We start from the raw sequence: 21475 nt of genomic DNA, 5'->3' as shown, positions 1-21475 counted from the left end.
GGTGAAAGAGGAGATTCAGTGACCTTAGCAAGCGAGCCGTTGAGCTGCCACCGGCGTCAGCACGGGCAGTTCAACGGCAGCGTTCTGGTGAATGGCGAGGGTTCAACCTGCCCACAATTATCTGTCGCCCTGCCCTGTTTTCCCGCGCGAAGCCCATGCTATCTTGTGGTTTTGATTTTTTCAGTGGGCAAAATTGATGACAAAGTTGCGGGTAGGGATCGTGTTTGGCGGGAAATCGGCTGAGCATGAGGTGTCGTTACAGTCGGCCAAAAATATCCTTGAGGCGATCGACAAAACCAGGTTTGACGTGGTGTTGCTGGGCATTGATAAGCAGGGACACTGGCGTCTTAACGATGCTTCAAACTTCTTACTTAACGCTGAAAATCCGGCGCTGATCGCGCTGAATCACGCCGCTGAAGATGTGGCGCTGGTGCCCGGCACAACTCAGCAGCAGATCATCACCCGTCATAACGCCCATCCGCTGTCGCAGATCGACGTTATCTTCCCTATCGTGCACGGTACGCTGGGTGAAGATGGCTCCCTGCAGGGCCTGTTGCGTATGGCCTCGTTACCCTTCGTCGGTTCCGACGTGCTGGGCTCTGCGGTCAGCATGGATAAAGATTTTACCAAACGCCTGCTGCGCGACGCCGGCCTCAACGTCGCGCCATGGGTGAGCGTCACCCAGGCCCAGCGCGCACAGCTGGACGCCAGCGCAGTCATTGCCCGCTTTGGCCTGCCGCTGTTTATCAAACCCGCCAACCAGGGTTCATCGGTGGGCGTCAGCAAAGTGGACAGCATTGAAGAGTTTGATGCCGCGCTGGCGCTGGCCTTCTCCTTTGACCGCAAGGTGCTGATTGAGCAGGGTATCAAAGGCCGCGAGATCGAGTGTGCGGTGCTGGGCAACGATGCCCCTGAAGCCAGCCCCTGCGGTGAAGTGGTGGTGCATGACGCTTTCTACTCGTATGACACCAAATATATCTCCGAGAGCGGTGCGCAGACGGTGGTCCCGGCAGCCATTTCATCGGAAACCAGCGATGCGATTCGTGAGGTCGCCATCAAAGCCTTTACCGCGCTGGAGTGCTTTGGCATGGCGCGCGTCGATGTGTTTTTAACTGCCGACGGCGAAATTATCGTCAACGAAGTGAATACCCTGCCCGGCTTCACCAATATCAGCATGTATCCGAAACTGTGGCAGGCGGCCGGACTCAGCTATCAGGATCTGATCAGTCGTCTGATCGACCTGGCGATTGAACGCCACCAGCAGGCCAGTACCCTGAAAAGCAGCGTCAGCTGACACAACCCGGCGGCGTGGCGTTATGCCACGTCGCTGGTGATGGCACGGTAGTTAACCGGCGAGGTCTGATTGCGGCCATTGCGTTTCGACAGATAGAGATTTTTATCGGCTGCGGAAATCAGCCGGTTGATCACGCGGTGCCACTCCGGCGCCTCACCGGCACTGCCATGCGCCAGCCCCAGACTGACAGTGACCGTGGCCGTACTGCCCTGCAGCCAGAACTTCTCTTTCGCCATCTTCTGCCGGATGCTCTCAGCAAGAAAGTAGAGCTTTTCCGGATTCTGGTCGAACAGCACCACCACAAACTCTTCGCCGCCAAAACGGCAGATGCGCCCCTCTTTACCCACGACGCGCTGCATACGGCGGGCGATCTCTTCCAGCACACTGTCACCCGCATCATGACCAAAATTGTCGTTAATCGCTTTGAAGTAGTCGACATCCAGCAGGATCACGCCCGCCCGGCGGTCCGGGAAGATCGGCTCAGCACGCAGACTTTCATAGAGGCCGGAACGCGACAGCAGCCGGGTCAGGAAGTCATAGTTGGCGCGCAACGCCAGACGCTGGTTGAGCTGGCGAATCGCATCCATGCTCACCGCCACAATCAGCGGGCTGATCGCAATGGTCGCCACGCCCAGCCGTGCCGAGGTCAGATGGGTAATTGGCAGCATATTGTCATCGCCCTGGATATTCATCACGCCATGCGAAACCAGAATGATTTCGCTAATGCCGGTGAGCAAAATCACCAGGCTGGTGAGCGGCATCGGCAGCACGATGGCGCACCAGACCAGCGCCGGAACCGGGAACGTCAGGCTGCCTGCGCCGCCCATCATCGCGCCAATCATCAGCGAAAAAATCACGGCGACAACCGGTGCCAGTTTGCGCATCTGCATAAACTGCCGGGGCGACAGCGACGCCCAGTCGCGCGTCAGCAAAAAGGGCAGCAGCATCAGTCCGGTTGAGAACTGTTCGCTGAACCATTCGCCCCAGGCCGTCACCAGCCCACTGTTGAAATCGGCCTGCTGCGCCAGCGCCCCCCAGCTGGCGCAGGCCAGTCCGGCCAGCAGACAGGCCGGAAAAATGCGCAGCACGCTGGTTATACGCTCGCTGCCGGAGTCGTGCTGAAGATGTTTTACCAGCAGCGTCACCGCCACCAGCACAAACAGAAGATTCGCCATGTTGAGGGTAAAAGCAGAGAGCGCCCAGCCTGAAAAAACGATGTCGTTAAACACCATCGCAGCAAAGGTGGCCAGGTAATAGCGGGTCTGATGCAGAAAAGGATTCCGGACGATCACGCCAGTAACGATCGCGTTGACCGGCCAGAACAGCGACAGCTCCTGTGGAAAGCGCAGGTGTCCGCCGATAAAGCAAAACAGCAACGTGATTAAAAACAGTGAAAATGCGTTCTTCTTAACGTTGTGCTCTTCAAACAGCTGTATGCGCATACATCCGGACCTTGTCACAGAGAGGCTGGCTGTCCACGCCAGCCTGGACAGGCGCGTGGTGTCAGAATGATTAAATCCTGAATATCCTCAGTGTCATCCGGCGATAAAACCTCGTTTCATGGGCTAACTCAGAAAAGTTACCGTTTTGAGGCTAAACCCATCAGATGACAGCAGAAACTGGGACTCTATTATGCATCGCAAATAAAAAAATCGGATATCCGAGATATCCGATTTTTGCTGTTCTGACGACTTTACCGTTGCGCTAACGCTATTTTACGGCAACCGGCCACTGACTCAGGCGAATGCCGCGTTTGTCGGCGTTATCGCCAAAATCTTTCAGCACCGCTTTGACGTCGGGATCGATATATTCCGCATTGTCATTATCAACGATGACTACGCTGTTCTCCGGGATCTCATCCAGCAATCCCTGCAGCTTTGGATTGTGCATAAAAGTCAGGTTCTGCTGAAAGCGCAGCACGTAGTGGTCGTCATAGCGGGTAAGCTGCAACGCGTTGCGATGGCTTTTATAGATGCTATAGAGAATCTGCGTGGCGATGCCGATACCAATCCCGACCAGCATGCCAAGCGTGATAATACCGACGATGGTGGCCAGAAACGGCACATACTGCTGGGCGCCCATCCGGAACTGCTCAATAAACAGTTTGGGTGTCGCCAGCTTGTAGCCTGTATAGAGCAGCACGGCAGCGAGGCTGGCCAGCGGAATGGCGTTCAGCATCTCGCTGAACCACATACCGCAAATCAGCAGCAGCACACCGTGAATGAAGATCGACAGTTTGGTCTGCGCGCCCGCACTGACGTTAACGGAACTGCGCACAATCACCGCCGTGATCGGCATCGCGCCAAGGAAACCGGCCGCCAGGTTACCGATACCCTGCGCGAACATCTCTTTGTTGGGCGACGGCGCGGGCGTCTGAGGACGCAGTTTTTTCAGCGCTTCCTGACTCAGCAGCGTTTCCAGACTGGCGACCAGGGCTAAGGTCACCGCAACGACCCAGACCTGCGGATTCTGCCAGGCCATCCAGTCGGGCGTTTCCAGCTCTGCCACCAGCGCGGAAATGCTGTCAAAAGCGGGCAACGAAATGCGCGCCAGACCGCTGGTCATCTCCGGGAACAGCCGTCCACCCACGACGGTAGCAAGGCAGCCTATCAGCACGGCAATCAGCGGCCCAGGGATCCAGGCCAGCGCTTTGATCCGTTTCACCGGTGCGGTGGTCCAGAGACATAAAATGGCCAGCCCGACACCCGCTACCAGAATCGCGGGCAGCGAGAAGGTCATCTCACCGGTCACCAGTGAAACCAGCTCCGCATCGCCCGCGGCACCCAGCGCCACCGGGATCTGCTGCATGATGAGCAGCAAACCGATCGCCGCCAGCATCCCTTTGATGACACTGCCCGGCACCAGCGAAATAAATCGTCCGGCACGCAGAAGGCCAAACAGACATTGCAGTGCTCCGGCGATAATCAGCGCGGTGAGAAAGGCGGAAAAGCTGCCCAGTGATGCCATTGAGGCGACGACGATGGTGACCAGGCCTGCCGCCGGGCCGCTGACGGCAAACCGGGACGGACTCAGTGATGTGACCACCAGGCCGCCAATCACACCGGTCAGCAGACCGGCAAACGGCGGTAATCCGCTGGCCTGTGCGATGCCAAGACAGAGCGGTAAGGCGACCAGAAACACCACCAGACCCGCAGGAATGTCGCGACGCAGGGTATCGAGGTTCATAATGAAGGTTCCTCTGCAGATTGATGAATCAGCTCTTTAAGATGGCCGGAGCGCAGGTCATAAACACAACCAAACACCTCCAGTTCCTGGCCCGATTGCCAGATTTGCCGGACCGGTTCAGATTTCACCAGTCTGGCGAATTGCGCCTTAACGTTGGCCTCAACCAGCCGATCGAGCTGTTCACCCGGCTCCGCGTCTGAAGGGGGGCTTTCCGCCAGGCCATGCTGAATATCATGACGCAGCGTCTGAATGCGTCTCGCCAGCGCGCTCTCCTGCCCGTCCAGCACGCTACCCGGCAGATTCTGCGCGGCTTCCACTCCACCGCAGCCATAGTGGCCGCTTAATACAATGCGTTTTACACCGAGAAAAAAGAGCGCGTATTGCAGCACGCTCAGTAAATTGTCATCGTCCTCAATCACCATGTTGGCGATATTACGATGCACAAAGAGTTCGCCAGGATGGGAGCCGGTTAAGACTTCTGCCGGAACGCGACTATCAGAACAACCTATCCAGAGTGAGTGCGGCTTTTGCTGATGAAGGAATTTTTTAAAGTAGTCTGGATTACGCTGGCGGCGCTGTAATGCCCAACTGCGATTTTTCGCTAATAAGGGTTTAAGTGTCGTCACAATCATCTTCTCTCTACTACCGGGATGTCGCATCCTGGCTAACCACAAAGTGTATCGGCTCACAAATAAAGCGTGAGCCGCCAGGTAAATAAGAACTGAGTCACAGAAAAAGGTTATAGCCGCTAACCATTACCAATGCACGAGCAATATTTCACAGCACTTTAACATCATGCTATTTGTCAATCTGACGTCAGTAAGAGTCAGGGTTAAGTAAATTTAATTAAGCAGAAGAGAAGTGGAATAATTAGCGGCAATCATTTTAAAGCTAACAATATCAATACATTAAAATATAAAAGATAATAAACTAAAGTTACTGCTGACAAAAAAATACAATCATTAAAGAAGGGGGTATTAATTGCCATACCAACCGGCCTGCTTTTTACCAGGAATACTCTTAATTAAAAAATTAACCATTAGCACGATCAACCGGCTTAATTGCTGATAGCCAGTCAGATATGCCTGGTTTCAGATAAGAATGAAGCAAGAGATAATTAATTTAATTTGCAGCAAAATAGTGACGGGAGAAAGTAAATCAGGACCACGATTTAACAGAGCCTGACCCGGTCAGGCTCTTTTTCTTGACGAATTATTTACCGTTCCAGCTTTGCAGGCGCGATTCCCGCACAGACAGCTGCTGTTCCGGTGTCAGTTTATTGTAGTTTTCCGCCATTCCGCTCTCCCAGTCGCCGTAGAGCGGATTCGGCAGCACGATGAACTGCGTTCCAAACTGCTGATGGTTAAGATTCACAAAATCACGACGCGTCTGATTGCCCTGATGCCAGGTCGCGCCACCAAAATCGTTGAGGTTATCGCCTACGTAGAGCACCACGTTATAGCCGGCATTTTTAATGGCATCGAAACGCGCCTGCTTATTGGAGCTGTCAGTATTCAGACGTACCGTTTTATCGCTGACGTTGGGGAAGCCGAGCTGCTGCATATTAGCAACCGTGGCCGCGTAATCTTTCTGATCGCGGTTCGACACATAGAACAGCGTGCCGCCATTCTGTGTGACATGACGCGCAAACTCTATCGCGCCCGGCACCGCTTTCGCCTGCCGCGCCTGCGTCCAGGCTGACCAGGTTTTGCTGCTGAACGGCTGGCCGTTCTTCGCCTGCCATGCGCTGTAGGCGCTGTTATCCAGCATCGTTTCATCCAGATCGACAATCACCGCTTTGGGTTTGCCGGTCAGCGAGGGGGCCTGATCAAATGCCATACGCGCGGTATTAAATGCCTGCCAGGTCAGCGCCTGATATTCACCAGACTGCTGGAACCAGTTTACCGCCAGCACCGATTGCTGGCCGAGTTGCTGTTGCGCGGTCTGATGTGACGACGAGGCGCAGCCGGTAAGCAGCAGCGCGACCAGTCCGGATGCAGCCAGTTTTGCGGAGGTTTTCATCATTTCATCCTTAAGGTGAGAAAGGTCTGAGGAGAAGCTTCAAAAATGTAGCAGTTAACGTAAGCTGTGGGCAGCCCAACGCACGCTGTTATAACAGGAGATTCCTATGGCCGTGATCCCGCGCTCGCCATTGCTCGATTCGCTGGAGTGGCTCGAATATGCGTTTCAGCCAGCCGGAGAGCCACCACCCGCTGAGGCCGCCTATGGACATCAGCGCCACAGCGCGACCGTAGTCACCGATATCGAGAACATCCCACCCAAAAGCTGCGAGTCTGACGGCGTGATCGGCAGTGGGACGCGCCCGGTGGCGGTCTACACTGCCGACTGCCTGCCAGTGCTGTTCGCCGATCACCAGCAGCGGATCGTGGCCGCGGTTCATGCCGGACTCAAAGGTACGCTGGCGGGTGTGCTGACCCGCGCGGTTGAAAAACTGTGCGAACAGGGCTGTGAGCCGCAGAACCTGATGGTGGCGATCGGTCCGGCGATGGGCCCCTGCTGTTATGAACTGGCCGAACCGCAGCTGGCGGAGATTGCGCAGAACCCGGCATTGGCCAGCGGGCTGCGCTGGCACCAGAACCAGCCGGTTAATCCTCTGGCGCAACGTCCACAGGCCGCTGCCCGCCAGCAGGGTGTCTGGTTCGATCTGCCTGCGCTGGCGACGCAGTTGCTGATAAACGCGGGTGTGCCGGCTGCGCAGATCGATAACGTCAATGTCTGCACCTACTGTATGGCCGAGAGCGGTTCAAGCTACCGCTTCAATACTCACCACGGCAGCGGCTATCGCTCGCGCTATTCGTGGATCCGTCGACGTTAATGGGTTTTCTAGCACCGCGCTGACAGCAGATAGCGGAACCTGAACTGAGACGGGCGCTGACGCCTGTCGCAAAGCCACGCGGGCCATGGATGGCGGTCTTCACCTCTTTGCGCCAGGCACGGGCTAGCTCCGCCCACTCTTTGTCACTCACCTCACTCACCTGCCGTTGTTTATGATTTCACTCACACCCTGACATTCTTTCACTTTTTTTTAACGCAGAAGTGGCTAGAGTGAACTCATCCGACCACTTTATCGTGAGTGACTATCATGTCCGTCAATCCTGACTATCCTGCGCTGTTTACGCCGCTGGACCTTGGCTTTACCCGACTGAAAAACCGCTTTCTGATGGGGTCGATGCACACCGGACTGGAAGAACATCCGGATGGTGCAGCCCGGCTGGCGGCTTTTTACGGCGAGCGGGCGCGTGAAGGTGTCGCGCTAATCGTCACCGGCGGCATCGCACCCAATGCGCAGGGTGTCACCACCGCGCATGGCGCGATGCTCACCGACGAGACGCAATGTGACTGGCACCGGCAGATCACGGAGGCGGTGCATCAGCACCAGGGCAAAATCGCCCTGCAGATCCTGCATACCGGCCGTTACAGCTATCAGCCCGATCTGGTTGCGCCCTCGGCATGCCAGGCGCCGATTAACCCGTTTACGCCACAGGCGATGAGCGAGGCGGCGATTGAACAGACCATTGATGACTTTGCCCGCTGCGCCCGACTGGCACAGCAGGCGGGCTATGATGGCGTGGAGATCATGGGTTCCGAAGGCTATCTGATTAATCAGTTTCTGGTGAAGCACACCAATCAGCGCACCGACCGCTGGGGCGGCGACTTCCGGCAGCGGATGCAGTTCGCGCTGGCGATTACCCGCGCCGTTCGCGCCGCGACCGGCGACGCCTTTATCATCATCTTCCGGCTGTCGATGCTCGACCTGATCGAAGAGGGCAGCACGCTGGAGGAGACGCTGTTGCTGGCGGGCGAACTGGAGCAGTGCGGCGTCACGCTGTTCAATACCGGTATTGGCTGGCATGAGGCGCGCATCCCGACCATCGCCACCTGCGTGCCGCGTGCGGCCTTTGCGTGGGTGACGCAGCGCCTGCGTGAACAGGTGAAGGTGCCGGTCATCGCTACCAATCGCATCAACCATCCCGCCGTCGCCGAGCAGCTGTTGCAGTCGGGCTGCGCCGATATGGTGTCGATGGCCCGCCCTTTTCTCGCCGATCCCGCCTTTGTCACTAAAGCCCAGCGCGGTGAACCGGACAGCATCAACACCTGCATTGCCTGTAATCAGGCCTGCCTCGATCAGGTGTTCGCCGGTAAAATCACCTCCTGCCTGGTCAATCCGCGCGCCTGCCACGAGTCGCTGATGCCGGTCATCGCCAGCACCGCCCCGCGCAGGCTGGCCGTAGTGGGTGCCGGTCCGGCCGGCATGGCGTTTGCGCTACAGGCGGCGCAGCGCGGCCATCAGGTAACACTCTATGAGGCCGCGCCGGAGATAGGTGGCCAGTTCAATCTTGCCCGGCTGATCCCCGGCAAATCGGAGTTCAGCGAAACGCTGCGCTATTTCAGGCATGAGCTGGCGGCCGCAGGCGTGACGGTTCAGACGGGCAGTCGGGTGACGGCGGATCAGCTGAGTGACGCCGATGAAGTGGTACTGGCGACCGGCATTCAGCCGCGTACGCCTGACATTCCGGGCATCGACCACCCCAGCGTGCTGAGCTACCTGGAGGTGCTGCGCGATAAGCGCCCGGTGGGTAAACGGGTAGCGATTATCGGCGCCGGTGGTATTGGCTTCGATGTGGCGGAGTATCTGTCACAGCCATCCCATGACGAAGATCTGGCGGCGTTTTATGCCGAATGGGGCATCGACCACAGCCTGACGCAGCGTGGCGGTGTGATGAAACCCGAGCCGCCTGCCGCGTTACGGCAAATCTGGCTGCTGCAACGCCGATCGGGAAAACCGGGTGCCGGGCTGGCAAAAACCACCGGCTGGATCCATCGCGCCAGTCTGCAGGCGCAGGGCGTTGAGATGTGGGGCAGCGTTGAGTATCTGGCGATTGATGGCAGCGGCCTGCATCTGCGGCGCAACGGCGAAACGCTGTTGCTGGAGGTCGATAACGTGATTATCTGTGCCGGACAGGAGCCGCAGCGCGAACTGGAAGCCGCGCTGCGTGCAAAAGGACAGAGGGTAACAGTCATCGGCGGTGCGGATGTGGCGCAGGAGCTGGATGCGCGCCGTGCGATTGCGCAGGCGACGCAACTGGCATTAACCGTCTGACTAGCGCATTTTCACCGCGCGCAGCACCACGAACTTCTGGTTAGAGGCGATCAGCGTACAGTTACCAAACAGCTTCTTCAGCTTGTGGTGATAATCGAGGTGGCGGTTGCCGACAATGCGCAACTCGCCGCCATACTGAAGGCAGCGTTTGGCATCGCGGAACATCTGCCATGCCAGGTGATCGGTCACCGCGTGCTGCTGGTGGAACGGCGGGTTGCACAGCACCGCGTGCAGCCGATCCGACGGATAGCCACTCAGCACGTTGTTCACCAGGAACTGACAGCGTGACAGATCCTCAGGACGGTTCACTTCCACATTAAGCTTGCTGGAGGCGACCGCCATGTAAGACTCATCAAGGAAATGCACCTCGGCCTGCGGGTTCTGCTCCAGCGCCACCAGTCCCACCACGCCGTTACCACAGCCGAGATCGACAATCTCGCCCTCAATGTTTTCCGGCAGATGCTGCACAAAGAGCCGTGCACCGATATCCAGCGAAGCGCGCGAGAAGACGTTGGCGTAGTTGTGAATCTGATAAGGGGTACCATCCAGCGGCCAGACCAGCGTCGGCGTGGCCTCACGCAGTTCAGGCCTGCTGAACTGGCTGTAGATCAGACGCGCTTTTTTCCACGCCAGTGAGGTTTTGGTTTCACCAATGATCTGTTCGAACAGCTGCAGGGTAGAGTTATGGATCTCTTTGGCGCGCGCCGCCGCCAGAATCACCGTATCAGGCGTGACGACTTCGCGAATGGCGCGCAACTGTTGCTCCAGCAGCGCCAGGGTTTTAGGCACCTTGATCAGCACAGCCGCAGGTGAAGCAGGCAGTTCAGCCAGGCTATCAACAAAGTGAACGTCGCTGTCATCCAGCCCATTAAAGGTCAGATTCTGACGGGCGGCCTGCTGGCTCAGCCAGGAGTCGCTGACGTGCCAGACGGTACGCGGATTCAGGGCGCAGGTTAATGCCCCGAAACTGTCGTTGAAGACCAGCACCGGCCCCTCTGGCAGCGCCTGCTGTAACAGATATTCATCAGCCGCATCCCAGGCTTGTAATGGACTTTCGTCACGCATCTGCGGGAAGCGATGCAGGATCAGTGTGCGATCGTTCAGTTCAAGTTGGCTCATGAATTCTCCGGCGTGGTACACTTTGGTTGATTTTCGCCCCAAAATCGGGGGCGCAGTATACTGTCTTTCGCCTGGAATCCCTAATGTCCTCACTGATCTACCTTCAGGGTTATCCTGCCCCCCTTCTTGAGCAGGTTCAGTCGCTGATCGCCCATCAGCGCTTAGGTGCGTTTCTGCAGGAACGTTATCCCGACACCCACGACGTGATGAATGATAAAGCGCTGTATGACTACACGCAGGCGCTGAAAAATCGCTATATGCGCAATGCGCCGCCGATCAGCAAAGTGATGTGGGATAACAAGATTAAGGTGATGAAGCATGCACTCGGGCTGCACACAGCCATCTCACGGATTCAGGGCGGTAAGCTTAAGGCGAAAGCGGAAATTCGTATCTCGACCTTTTTCCGCCTCGCGCCAGAGCCGTTTCTGCGGATGATCGTGGTGCATGAGCTGGCACACCTTAAAGAGAAAGATCACGATAAGGCGTTCTACCAGCTCTGCTGCCATATGGAGCCGGATTATCACCAGCTCGAATTTGATGCGCGACTGTGGATGACGGACCAGGCGATGCGCGGCAACGCAGCTTAAAGAAACTCCTGCGCTTTCTGAATCAGGCTGGTTTTGGTCAGCGCCCCCAGAAAGCGCCGTTCCTGCGGATTGTTGAGCACCGGCAACCGCTCCAGCGTCACCGCCGCAAAGGCTTCCCATCCCTCACGCATACTCTGATTCTGATACACCACCGGGAAATCCTGATCCATCACGCACTGCACCGGTGAGTCGAGGGTGATCTCCTGTGCCAGCACCCGGCGCGAAATTTCATGAATCGAGACCACACCGAGGAAAGCGCCCGCGGCGTTGATCACATAAACATAGCGTTCACGCTTCAGGGAGCTGACCGCCAGCGCCTGCCCCACCGACTCCTCCGGCTGCAACGCCGCACCCGCAATAATCAGCTCGGCAATGCGCATATTATCGAAATCATATTTCGCTTCTGAACGGCTGAAGTGATGACTTACGACCGGATAGGTACTGGCGGATTGCAGGCGATAGACCACCATCGACGCCAGCACGGTAGCGATCATCAGCGGAAACAGCAGGCTGCTGTTGAGCGTCATCTCCAGCACCATCAGCATCGCCATCAACGGCGCCTGACTGACCGCCGCCAGCACCGCCGCCATACCAATCGCGGCATAGAGCAGCACATTGCCAAGCGGCAGATGCAGCGCTGCCCCCACCGTCGCGATGATCACCCCCAGCAGCGCGCCAATCAGCAGCGAAGGGGTAAAGAGTCCGCCGACGGCGTTCGAGCCTACCGACAGGCTGGTAGCAAGGGTTTTCAGCACCAGCAACAGCAGCAGACCCGGCAGCAGGTAGTGCCCTGCCATCACTTTGACGATCACCTCGTAGCCGTTGCCGAGGATATCAGTGGAGATCAGTGCCAGTAAGCCGACCGCAAAGCCGCCCGCCCCGAGGCGCAGCGGCAGGGAGGCGACCCGGCTGAACAGCACTTTGCTGCGGGCGATGCATTTAATCACGATCCAGCCCGCCAGCCCGGCGCACAGACCAATCACTACCGTCATCAGCAGACTGCTGAGATCCATAGCGAAGTTCGCGTCTGCCAGCGGATAGAGCGCGCTGCGAAAACCCAGCGTCCACATGGTCATCACCGCCGTGGCGGCTGCGATGATCAGGGGGATCAGCCGCTGCAACGCAGAAATGCCGAAGGCGATTTCCGCCACAAAAATCGCCGACGCCAGCGGCGCATGGTAAACCGACGCGAGGCCCGCCGCCGCCGCCATCGCCACCACGTCACTGTTTTTCAGGTTAAGTGAGGCCGGTAACAGGCGACCAATCGCACTGCCGCACAGTGCCGAGAGCTGCACCATCGGCCCCTCTTTACCTATCGACGCGCCGCTGCCGATACTGGCAATCGACGATAAGGCGCGGAACAGTGAGGTCCGGGTCGGCACCGCATCGAGCCGGGCGTTGATCACTTCAAGGTAATCCGTTTTCACCGTCTGCTGCTGCTCAATGGCAACGGCATAACGCAGAAAATAGCCTGCCAGAACGCCGCCCGCCCCCACCAGCAGGGGCCAGAAGATCCACGGCCAGAGATGCAGGGATTCGGTTATTTCGCCACTGCGGGCAAACAGCAGATGGTTGATCAGTTCAATCACGCCGCGGAAAGCCAGCGTCACCAGCGACGCCGCACACCCGACCGGAATGGCGATCAGAAGTGTGGTCCAGTTTAATGCGTGCTTACTTGCTTTCACCTGCGCTCCCTGGTTGGTACATAAACATCATCGCTTCCGCATATTATTGGAATGCGGATCGCAGGATCAATCCCTGCCCGCCCGGCACCATTGCACAGCGTGGGTGAGATGTTACTCTGCCGCTTTACAGCTGCCGGAGAGATGACGTGATTCGTTTTGCCATTGTGGGAACAAACTGGATTACACGCCAGTTTATTGATGCCGCTCATGAAACCGGAGCGATGAAGCTCTGTGCGGTCTATTCACGCAGTCAGCAGCAGGCTGAGGCCTTTATCGCCGATTATCCCTGCAAACAGACCTTTACCTCACTGGAAGCGCTGGCCGCCAGCCCGGAGATCGATGCGGTCTATCTGGCCAGCCCCAACGCACTGCACTGCCAGCAGGCTCTGCTGTTTATGTCGCACGGCAAGCATGTGATTTGCGAAAAACCGCTGGCCTCTAACCTGGCAGAAGTGGAGCAGATGATCGCCTGCGCCCGTGAGCATCAGGTGGTGCTGTTTGAGGCATTTAAAACTGCCAGCCTGCCGAATTTCCTGCGGCTGCAGCAGGCACTGCCTGACGTGGGTAAACTGCGAAAAGCGCTGCTGAATTACTGCCAGTACTCCTCACGTTACCCACGCTATCTCAACGGCGAGAACCCCAATACCTTTGATCCGCGCTGGTCGAATGGCTCAATTATGGATATCGGTTATTACTGCCTGGCCTCGGCGGTGACGCTGTGGGGCGAGCCAGATCGCGTGCAGGCCAGCGCGACTTTGCTTGCAAGCGGCGTGGACGCGCACGGCGTGGTGGTGCTGAGTTACGGTGATTTCGACGTGACGATTCTGCATTCGAAGGTGAGTGATTCCAGCCTCCCCAGCGAGATTCAGGGTGAAGCGGGCGCGCTGGTGATAGAGAAGTTATCGGAGTGCCAGCAGCTGACGTTTGTGCCACGGGGCGCGGAAAAGCAGACGCTGAACCAGCCGCAGCATATCAACACCATGCTGTATGAGGCCGCCGCTTTTGCCCGGCTGGTTGAGCAGCGCCAGGTGGACCACCCTTCGCTTGAGGTTTCGCGGATTACTGCATCGCTGCTGACTGAGATACGCCGCCAGACCGGCGTGATCTTCCCGGCCGACCAGGCTGCTGTGTAAATATTTCTAAATATGTCTGAGAGGTGTTGCTTCCTGTGCAGCTAAACCGTAACTTACCCTCCTGCAAAGGGGAGTAACTTGTAAGCTGATTGATCGTCATTACGATGCGAAAGCATCCGGTCATCAGGCAACCCGGAATCAATTTCTGTGTTGTAAGTGAGACCTTGCCGGAAGGCGAGGTTTGCTTACACAAAAATAAGCGGCTGACGTCTTCTGACTTCAGCCGTTTTTTTTATTTTTCGGACAGGATACGAATATGCAAACTGTGGGTACGCCTTTACTGTGGGGCAGCTTTGCGGTTGTGGTGCTTATCATGCTGGCTATCGACCTGCTGTTGCAGGGACGCCGTGGCGCGCAGACCATGTCTTTCAAGCAGGCGGCTATCTGGTCGCTGATCTGGGTTTCAGTCTCACTGCTGTTCAGCGCCGCCTTCTGGTGGTATCTGGAGGGCAGCGCAGGACGTGAAGTTGCTAACACGCAGACGCTCGCCTTCCTGACCGGTTACGTGCTGGAAAAAGCGCTGGCGGTGGATAACGTCTTCGTCTGGCTGATGCTGTTCAGTTACTTCTCTATTCCGGCCAATCTGCAGCGCCGGGTGCTGATCTATGGAGTATTAGGCGCTATCGTGCTGCGTACCATCATGATCTTCGCCGGTAGCTGGCTGGTCACGCAGTTCAGCTGGATCCTCTATGTGTTCGGTGCCTTCCTGCTGTTCACCGGTGTGAAAATGGCGCTGGCAAAAGAGGATGACGGCGCGGTGGGCGAAAAACCTGTGGTGCGCTGGCTGCGTAAGCATCTGCGCATGACTGACGATCTCGACGGCGAGAAGTTCTTCACCCGCAAAAACGGCGTGCTGTTTGCGACGCCACTGCTGCTGGTGCTGATCATGGTGGAAATCAGCGACGTGATCTTTGCGGTCGACAGTATCCCGGCGATCTTCGCCGTGACAACCGACCCGTTTATTGTGCTGACCTCAAACCTGTTCGCTATCCTGGGTTTGCGTGCCATGTACTTCCTGCTGGCAAACGTGGCGGAACGGTTCTCAATGCTGAAGTATGGCCTGGCGATTGTGCTGGTGTTCATCGGCTTTAAGATGCTGATTGTCGACCTCTACCATATCCCGGTCGGTATCTCGCTGGGTGTGGTCGGTGCCATTCTGGCATCAACTCTGCTGATTAATGCCTGGGTTAACCGCAAAAGAGACCAGAAAAAGCTCGCACCATAATTACCTGCAGGGGCAGCGGATGCCCCTGTTTTATTTTGTGGCAGCCTGTCACGCCATTTCATCCCTCTGTCACACTTCCACTATCCAGCATAATAAAAATCTGACCTGCTCCACAGTGACAGAACTTTCTCTTTTCTCGTCCGATCTTTTCCTTATACTCCGCCGGGCAAACCGTTTTAGCCGATGCAAAACATCGCGTCTGAAACTACATCCGCGACAAAATATAGAAAATATTATGCAGAAAACTCTCTCCGCACGTCTGGGTACGCTGCTCGCCGGTAGCCTGGTGAAGCAAATCATGATTGGGCTGATCGCTGGTGTGGCGCTCGCCTGGATTTCACACGATGCCGCGATCGCGGTCGGTCTGCTGGGTGAACTGTTTGTCAGTGCGCTGAAAGCGGTCGCGCCATTGCTGGTACTGATGCTGGTAATCGCCTCGATTGCCAACCACCAGCAGGGCCAGAAGAGCAATATCCGGCCGATTATTATGCTTTATCTGCTGAGCACCTTTTTCGCGGCGGTCGTCGCGGTGGTCTTCAGCCATCTGATCCCGCAGACGCTGACGCTGGCGGTGGGTACCACGGAAATCACACCACCATCCGGCATTACCGAAGTATTACGCGGACTGCTGATGAGCATGGTGTCGAATCCGATCACGGCCCTGATGAACGCCAACTACATCGGCATTCTGGTGTGGGCAATTGGTCTCGGGCTGGCGTTCCGTCACAGCAGTGACAGCACGCGCGCCTTTCTCAATGATGCCTCTCATGCGGTGACCTGGCTGGTACGCTGCGTGATTCGCTGCGCACCGGTCGGTATTTTCGGTCTGGTGGCCTCGATCCTCGCGTCTACCGGCTTTGGCGCGCTGTGGCAATATGCCCATCTGCTGACGTTACTGATCGGCTGTATGCTGCTGATGGCGCTGGTGGTGAATCCCTTGCTGGTATTCAGCAAAATCCGCCGTAACCCCTATCCGCTGGTCTTTACCTGCCTGCGCGAAAGCGGCGTGACCGCCTTCTTTACCCGCAGTTCTGCCGCCAACATTCCGGTGAATATGGCGCTGGCGAAACGTCTGGATCTGGATGAGGATACCTATTCGGTGTCGATTCCGCTGGGCGCAACTATCAGTATGGCGGGGGCGTCGATTACCATTACCGTGCTGACGCTGGCGGCGGTGCATACGCTGGGGATCAGCATTGATGTGCCGACGGCGATTCTGCTGAGTCTGGTGGCATCACTCTGTGCCTGTGGTGCATCTGGCGTGGCGGGCGGTTCGCTGCTGCTGATCCCGGTGGCCTGTAACATGTTCGGCATTCCGAATGATCTGGCAATGCAGGTAGTGGCGGTCGGCTTTATTATCGGCGTCTTGCAGGATTCGGCGGAAACCGCGCTGAACTCCTCAACCGATATTCTGTTTACCGCAGCCGTCTGTCAGGCTGAAGCAGATCGCAAAACCAGCCGGGCCTGATTCAGTTAACATAAAAAAGGCGACCCGTATGAATAATTACGGATCGCTTAAGGCTGCTGCCATGCCCACATCAGGGTTAATCCAGCCGCAACGGATAAACTCAACGCGCAGGGAACACGGGCAGAAGAGGAAAGCGTCCCGCGCCAGGGATGGCGCGGGCCGAGCGTGTCATGGATGACGGCCTTTGCGACTTTCCGATCTGACCGTGTTCCCTTCGCAGGCTCGGTCTCACCGCCACAGAGCCGGACTTTATCAACGATCTCAAGCGACCCGCACTTTAGCGGGTCGTTTTGTTTAAAGCGTCACACCGCTTTTGAAAATCGCCAGCTCGCGGAAATCGTTCTTCTCGTTGTTGGTCGGCTGACCGCTGGCAATCGCCACAATGCTGTCGACAAAGTCTTCCAGCATCGCGTCCATGCTCATCCCCTCGATCAACCGTCCGGCATTAAAGTCGATCCAGTGCGGCTTCTTCTCCGCCAGCGGTGTGTTGGTGGCCAGCTTAACCGTCGGCACAAAACCGCCATAAGGCGTGCCGCGTCCGGTACTGAACAGCACCATGTGGCAACCGGCACCTGCCAGCGCACTGGTGGCGACCGCATCATTACCCGGCGCACTCAGCAGATTCAGCCCCGGCGTTTTTAACCGTTCGCCATACTTCAGCACATCAACCACCTGGCTCTGCCCCGCTTTCTGGGTACAGCCCAGCGACTTCTCCTCCAGCGTGGTGATACCGCCCGCTTTGTTGCCTGGTGACGGGTTTTCGTAGATCGGCTGCTGGTGATCGATAAAATACTGTTTGAAGTCGTTGATCATCGCCACCGTTTTGCTGAAGGTCTCCTCGTCGCGACAGCGACTCATCAGAATCCGTTCTGCGCCAAACATTTCCGGTACTTCGGTCAGTACGGTGGTACCGCCATTAGCGATCATCTGGTCCGAGAAACGTCCCAGCAACGGATTGGCGGTGATGCCAGACAAACCATCTGAACCGCCGCACTCCAGACCAAACTTCAGCTCGCTGAGTTTGCCCGGCTCGCGCTGGTCGTGACGCATTTTTTCATACAATGCGTGCAGCCGCTCCAGCCCGGCTTCCACCTCATCGTCATGCTGCTGGCACACCATAAACTCGACCCGGTCGCTTTCAAACGCGCCGAGGGTGTCACGGAAGGCATCAACCTGATTGTTTTCGCAGCCGAGACCAATCACCAGCACCGCGCCAGCATTAGGATGGCGCACCATATTCTGCAGCATGGTGCGGGTGTTTTCGTGATCCTGCCCCAGCTGCGAACAACCGAAGGTATGGCTGAACAGGAACGCGCCATCGATATCTTCTGCATCCTGCGTCTCCTTCAGAAAGCGCTGCAGGATCTGACGCGCAATGCCGTTGACGCAGCCGACGGTCGGCAGGATCCACAGCTCATTGCGGATGCCAACCTCGCCGTTAGCACGACGGTAGATCTGCACCTCACGGTCACCCGGCTGCGGCGGCAGCGTCACAAACTCGGGCTGATACGCATATTGATCCAGATCGCTGAGATTGGTGCGGGCGTTCTGCGAATGGATTAACTCACCGGCGGCCACAGGCTGCGTGGCATGGGCAATCGGCAGCCCATATTTGATCACCAGTTCATCCTGCGCGATAGGCTGCAGAGCAAATTTATGCCCGCGTCCGACCGCCTGTTGCACCGCCACACGCAGTGGCGGCAGCTCTATCGTGGCGCCCGCGTCTAAATCACGTAACGCCACGGCGACATTGTCGCGGGGATCAATTTTAATTGCGTCTTGCATAGCGTTATCTCAGTTGGCTCAGCGCCTCACGCATTCCGTGGGCGATGATATTTTGCAGGTGTTGGGTGACAGCCGCAGCCAGTCCGGGCTGACGGGTTAAATCTTCACCCCAGTGTTGCGCGTCGCTGAGTACGCCGTTCACCAGCTGTTGCGGTGACAGCTGATCCGCATCAAGTGCTTTCCAGGCGTCGGCGTAGCGCTGTAACCACTGCGGCTCGTCCTGCAATGGCCAGCTCTTGCCGGCTGACTCGCCGCGATAAAAAGCGATCAGTGCGGCCAGCGCAAAGGTGATGTGTGTCGGCCACTCGCCGGTTTGCTGATGCGCGGCAAGGAGTGGCGTCAGCAGACGGGTGCGGAATTTAGTCATGCCATTAAGGGCAATCGACAGCAGCGCATGGCGAATAAACGGATTGCGGAAACGACGCTGTACCGCATCGGCAAACGCGTGCAGTTCATCGGCAGGCAGATCCAGCGTCGGGATCACTTCGTGACGCAGCAGGTTATCCACAAATCCGGCGATAGCCGGATCGGCCATCGCCTCTCCCACGCTCTCAATACCGGCCAGAAACGCGACCGGTACCATCGCAGTGTGCGCGCCATTGAGAATGGCCACTTTCTGCGCTTTATAGGGCGCAATGTCATCCACATGCCGAACCTGCGGCGACAGTGCCGCCAGCTTCAGTTCATTAAACAGCGCCGACGGCCCCTGAATCACAAACTGATAGTAGACTTCGCCCGCCACCAGATAGCGATCTTCATAACCCAGCTCGCGTTGCAGCTGCTCGCTTTCCGCCGGAAAGCCGGTGACGATGCGGTCGACCAGAGTGTTATAGAACGCGCAGTGCTGATGAACCCAGGTTTTAAATTCTGAGGGCAGATGCCACTGATCGGCGTAGCGCAGCACCAGATCGCGCAGCGTATCGCCGTTATGGTCAATCAGCTCGCACGGCACCACCAGCCAGCCCCGGTCGCTGGCGCCATTGAAGTGGGAATAGCGCGCCCACAGCAGCTGCGTCAGTTTGCCAGGGAAACTGCTGGCGGGCTGATCGGTAAGCTGATCCTTGCCGACAAAGGCGATGCCCGCTTCGGTGGTATTGGAGAAGACCATGCGCAGATCAGGATTACGGGCCAGCGCCATAAATTCGCCGAACTGCTGCCAGGGGTGGATTTCACGGTTGAGGCTGCGGATCAGCCGGGTTTCGCTGACCTGCTCGCCCTGATCGTTCAGCCCGCGGATCAGCGTGGTATAGAGACCATCCTGCTGATTCAGGCTGTCGCTGACTTCACGGTTGCGCGGCCGCACCACCACGATCCCGGCATCGGTGCCCTGATGTTCATTCAGCCAGTCGATCTGCCAGTCAATAAAGGCGCGCAGGAAGTTGCCTTCGCCGAACTGGATCACCCGGTCGCGATAGACAGCGCCCGGGAAGTCGTGACGGTTTAGCCTTTTCATTATCAGGCTCCCAGCTCGATGCCGAAGTAATCGCGGGCATTGTTGAAGCAGATGTTCTGTACCATCTGGCCTAACAGTGCTTCATCGGCTGGCGCTTCACCCTGCTCCACCCAGCGGCCCATCATCTGGCACAGCAGGCGGCGGAAATATTCGTGGCGGGTGTAGGAGAGGAAGCTGCGGCTGTCGGTCAGCATGCCGACGAAACGGCTCAGCAGACCAATCTGCGCCAGCTGCGTCATCTGACGCTGCATACCATCCAGTTGGTCGTTGAACCACCAGGCTGAACCGAACTGCATCTTGCCCGCCTGACCTTCGCCCTGGAAGTTGCCCGCCATGGTGGCCAGCACTTCGTTGTCGCGCGGGTTCAGGCAGTAGAGAATGGTTTTAGGCAGCGCATTATTGAGATTCTGCGCGCCCAGCAGGCGTGCCAGCGGTTCGGCCAGCGGCTGGTCGTTGATTGAATCGAAGCCGACATCAGGCCCCAGCAGCTGGTACTGGCGCGGATTGGTATTGCGGAGTGCGCCAATGTGATACTGCTGCACCCAGCCACGGCGGGCATATTCGCTGCCCAGCCAGACCAGCACCGCCGTTTTAAACTGTGCCGTTTCCTGCGGGTTGGGCGCGGCACCGCTGCGACGACGCGCCAGAATCGCATCCAGCGTAGCGTCATCCGCCTCGGCGTAGCAGACCACATCCAGCGCGTGATCGGAGACTTTACAGCCGTGCGCCGCGAAGTGATCCAGCCGCTGATGCAGTGCGCTGCGCAGATCGTCAAAACGCTGCACGCTGATGTCCGTCAGCTGCTCCAGCGTCTCGATCCACGGCAGGAAGGTTTCCGCTTCAATATTAAACGCTTTGTCCGGACGCCAGCTCGGCAGCACTTTAACGCTGAAGCTGGCATCGTCTGCCAGCGCGCGGTGATGGCGCAGGTCATCCAGCGGATCGTCAGTGGTGCCCACCATCTTTACCTTCATCTGCTGCATGATGCCGCGCGTGGTAAAGCTATCCTGCGCCAGCAGTTCATTGCAGCGATGCCAGATGCTGTCAGCTGTTTTCTCAGAAAGCAGCGTATCGGTGATACCGAAAGGCCGGCGTAACTCCAGGTGGGTCCAGTGATAAAGCGGGTTGCCGATAGTGTGCGGCACGGTGCGCGCCCAGGCGTCAAATTTTTCACGATCGCTGGCGTTACCGGTGCAGAACGCCTCAGCCACACCGTTGGCGCGCATAGCCCGCCACTTATAGTGATCGCCCTTCAGCCAGATGTCATAAAGGTTGGCGAAGCGATAATTTTCGGCAATCTGCTGCGGCGGTAAGTGGCAGTGATAGTCGAAAATCGGCTGATCCTTAGCATAGTCATGATAGAGACGACGGGCGAATTCGGTATCCAGCAAAAAATCTTCGGTCATGAAACGTGACAT

At 57.3% G+C, this 21475-nt stretch carries 16 protein-coding genes; 7 read left to right on the top strand and 9 right to left on the bottom strand.

Annotated features, from left to right (window positions below; all coding sequences use genetic code 11):
* Window positions 1–196: 196 nt before the first annotated feature.
* Complete coding sequence (gene ddlA, locus FOV68_RS13285) at window positions 197–1294, top strand: D-alanine--D-alanine ligase (RefSeq protein WP_033785579.1); 1098 nt, start codon at window positions 197–199, stop codon at window positions 1292–1294.
* A gap of 20 nt (window positions 1295–1314) precedes the next feature.
* On the opposite strand, the gene FOV68_RS13280 is transcribed toward ddlA, so the two are convergent.
* The 4 genes from FOV68_RS13280 to FOV68_RS13265 form a co-directional block, all read right to left on the bottom strand.
* Window positions 1315–2736 carry a GGDEF domain-containing protein gene (locus FOV68_RS13280; RefSeq protein WP_031590917.1) on the bottom strand — a complete coding sequence of 474 codons (1422 nt, stop codon included), beginning with the start codon at window positions 2734–2736 and terminating at the stop codon, window positions 1315–1317.
* 268 nt (window positions 2737–3004) lie between these two features.
* The gene (locus FOV68_RS13275) at window positions 3005–4480 is read right to left on the bottom strand and encodes a SulP family inorganic anion transporter (RefSeq protein WP_031590918.1); all 1476 of its coding nucleotides are present in this window, start codon (window positions 4478–4480) and stop codon (window positions 3005–3007) included.
* A complete protein-coding gene (locus FOV68_RS13270) occupies window positions 4477–5112 on the bottom strand; it encodes a carbonic anhydrase (protein WP_029519418.1) in 636 nt (211 codons plus the stop codon). Before FOV68_RS13270 ends, FOV68_RS13275 begins: the two co-directional genes overlap by 4 nt.
* A 580-nt stretch (window positions 5113–5692) precedes the next feature.
* Window positions 5693–6502 carry a 5'-nucleotidase, lipoprotein e(P4) family gene (locus tag FOV68_RS13265; protein WP_010256579.1) on the bottom strand — a complete coding sequence of 270 codons (810 nt, stop codon included), beginning with the start codon at window positions 6500–6502 and terminating at the stop codon, window positions 5693–5695.
* 106 nt (window positions 6503–6608) lie between these two features.
* Between FOV68_RS13265 and FOV68_RS13260 the strand changes: the two genes are divergently transcribed.
* Together FOV68_RS13260 and FOV68_RS13255 are read left to right on the top strand one after the other, a co-directional pair.
* On the top strand, window positions 6609–7316 hold the full coding sequence (locus tag FOV68_RS13260) for a polyphenol oxidase family protein (protein ID WP_143991043.1): 708 nt from the start codon (window positions 6609–6611) through the stop codon (window positions 7314–7316).
* Window positions 7317–7583: 267 nt separating this feature from the next.
* Window positions 7584–9602: an NADPH-dependent 2,4-dienoyl-CoA reductase gene (locus FOV68_RS13255; RefSeq protein WP_143991042.1), complete on the top strand. Its 2019-nt coding sequence runs from the start codon at window positions 7584–7586 to the stop codon at window positions 9600–9602.
* On the opposite strand, the gene rlmG is transcribed toward FOV68_RS13255, so the two are convergent.
* A complete protein-coding gene (gene rlmG, locus FOV68_RS13250) occupies window positions 9603–10721 on the bottom strand; it encodes a 23S rRNA (guanine(1835)-N(2))-methyltransferase RlmG (RefSeq protein ID WP_143789725.1) in 1119 nt (372 codons plus the stop codon).
* Window positions 10722–10804: 83 nt separating this feature from the next.
* Between rlmG and FOV68_RS13245 the strand changes: the two genes are divergently transcribed.
* The gene (locus FOV68_RS13245) at window positions 10805–11308 is read left to right on the top strand and encodes a M48 family metallopeptidase (protein ID WP_143991041.1); all 504 of its coding nucleotides are present in this window, start codon (window positions 10805–10807) and stop codon (window positions 11306–11308) included.
* Here FOV68_RS13245 and FOV68_RS13240 read toward each other — a convergent pair.
* Window positions 11305–12993, bottom strand: coding sequence for a chloride channel protein (locus FOV68_RS13240; protein ID WP_022623916.1), 1689 nt, complete (start codon window positions 12991–12993; stop codon window positions 11305–11307). The two genes, FOV68_RS13245 and FOV68_RS13240, sit on opposite strands and share 4 nt — an antisense overlap.
* Window positions 12994–13139: 146 nt before the next feature.
* On the opposite strand from FOV68_RS13240, the gene FOV68_RS13235 reads away from it, so the two are divergent.
* The 3 genes from FOV68_RS13235 to sstT all read left to right on the top strand — a co-directional run bounded on the left by FOV68_RS13235 (window position 13140) and on the right by sstT (window position 16819).
* Entirely contained in the window at window positions 13140–14126 is a 987-nt protein-coding gene (locus FOV68_RS13235) for a Gfo/Idh/MocA family protein (protein WP_039390598.1), read from the top strand.
* Window positions 14127–14382: 256 nt separating this feature from the next.
* Window positions 14383–15351 (top strand): TerC family protein, encoded by a 969-nt coding sequence (locus FOV68_RS13230; protein WP_031590936.1) that lies wholly within the window; start codon window positions 14383–14385, stop codon window positions 15349–15351.
* A gap of 235 nt (window positions 15352–15586) precedes the next feature.
* Window positions 15587–16819, top strand: a complete 1233-nt coding sequence (gene sstT, locus FOV68_RS13225) for a serine/threonine transporter SstT (protein ID WP_031590938.1) — start codon at window positions 15587–15589, stop codon at window positions 16817–16819.
* A gap of 294 nt (window positions 16820–17113) precedes the next feature.
* On the opposite strand, the gene FOV68_RS13220 is transcribed toward sstT, so the two are convergent.
* Genes FOV68_RS13220 through uxaC form a run of 3 tightly spaced genes read right to left on the bottom strand, consistent with a single transcriptional unit; the run spans window position 17114 to window position 21475 of the window.
* Complete coding sequence (locus FOV68_RS13220; RefSeq protein ID WP_031590941.1) at window positions 17114–18604, bottom strand: UxaA family hydrolase; 1491 nt, start codon at window positions 18602–18604, stop codon at window positions 17114–17116.
* Between the two features lie 4 nt (window positions 18605–18608).
* The gene (locus tag FOV68_RS13215; protein ID WP_115387151.1) at window positions 18609–20057 is read right to left on the bottom strand and encodes a tagaturonate reductase; all 1449 of its coding nucleotides are present in this window, start codon (window positions 20055–20057) and stop codon (window positions 18609–18611) included.
* A 2-nt stretch (window positions 20058–20059) separates the two neighbouring features.
* Window positions 20060–21475, bottom strand: a complete 1416-nt coding sequence (gene uxaC, locus FOV68_RS13210) for a glucuronate isomerase (RefSeq protein WP_033780649.1) — start codon at window positions 21473–21475, stop codon at window positions 20060–20062.

Source organism: Pantoea sp. paga, assembly GCF_007558755.1.
Lineage (GTDB): Bacteria > Pseudomonadota > Gammaproteobacteria > Enterobacterales > Enterobacteriaceae > Pantoea > Pantoea agglomerans.
The sequence above is the reverse complement of the archived record's forward strand: the minus strand, read 5'-3'. Positions and strand labels throughout refer to the sequence as shown.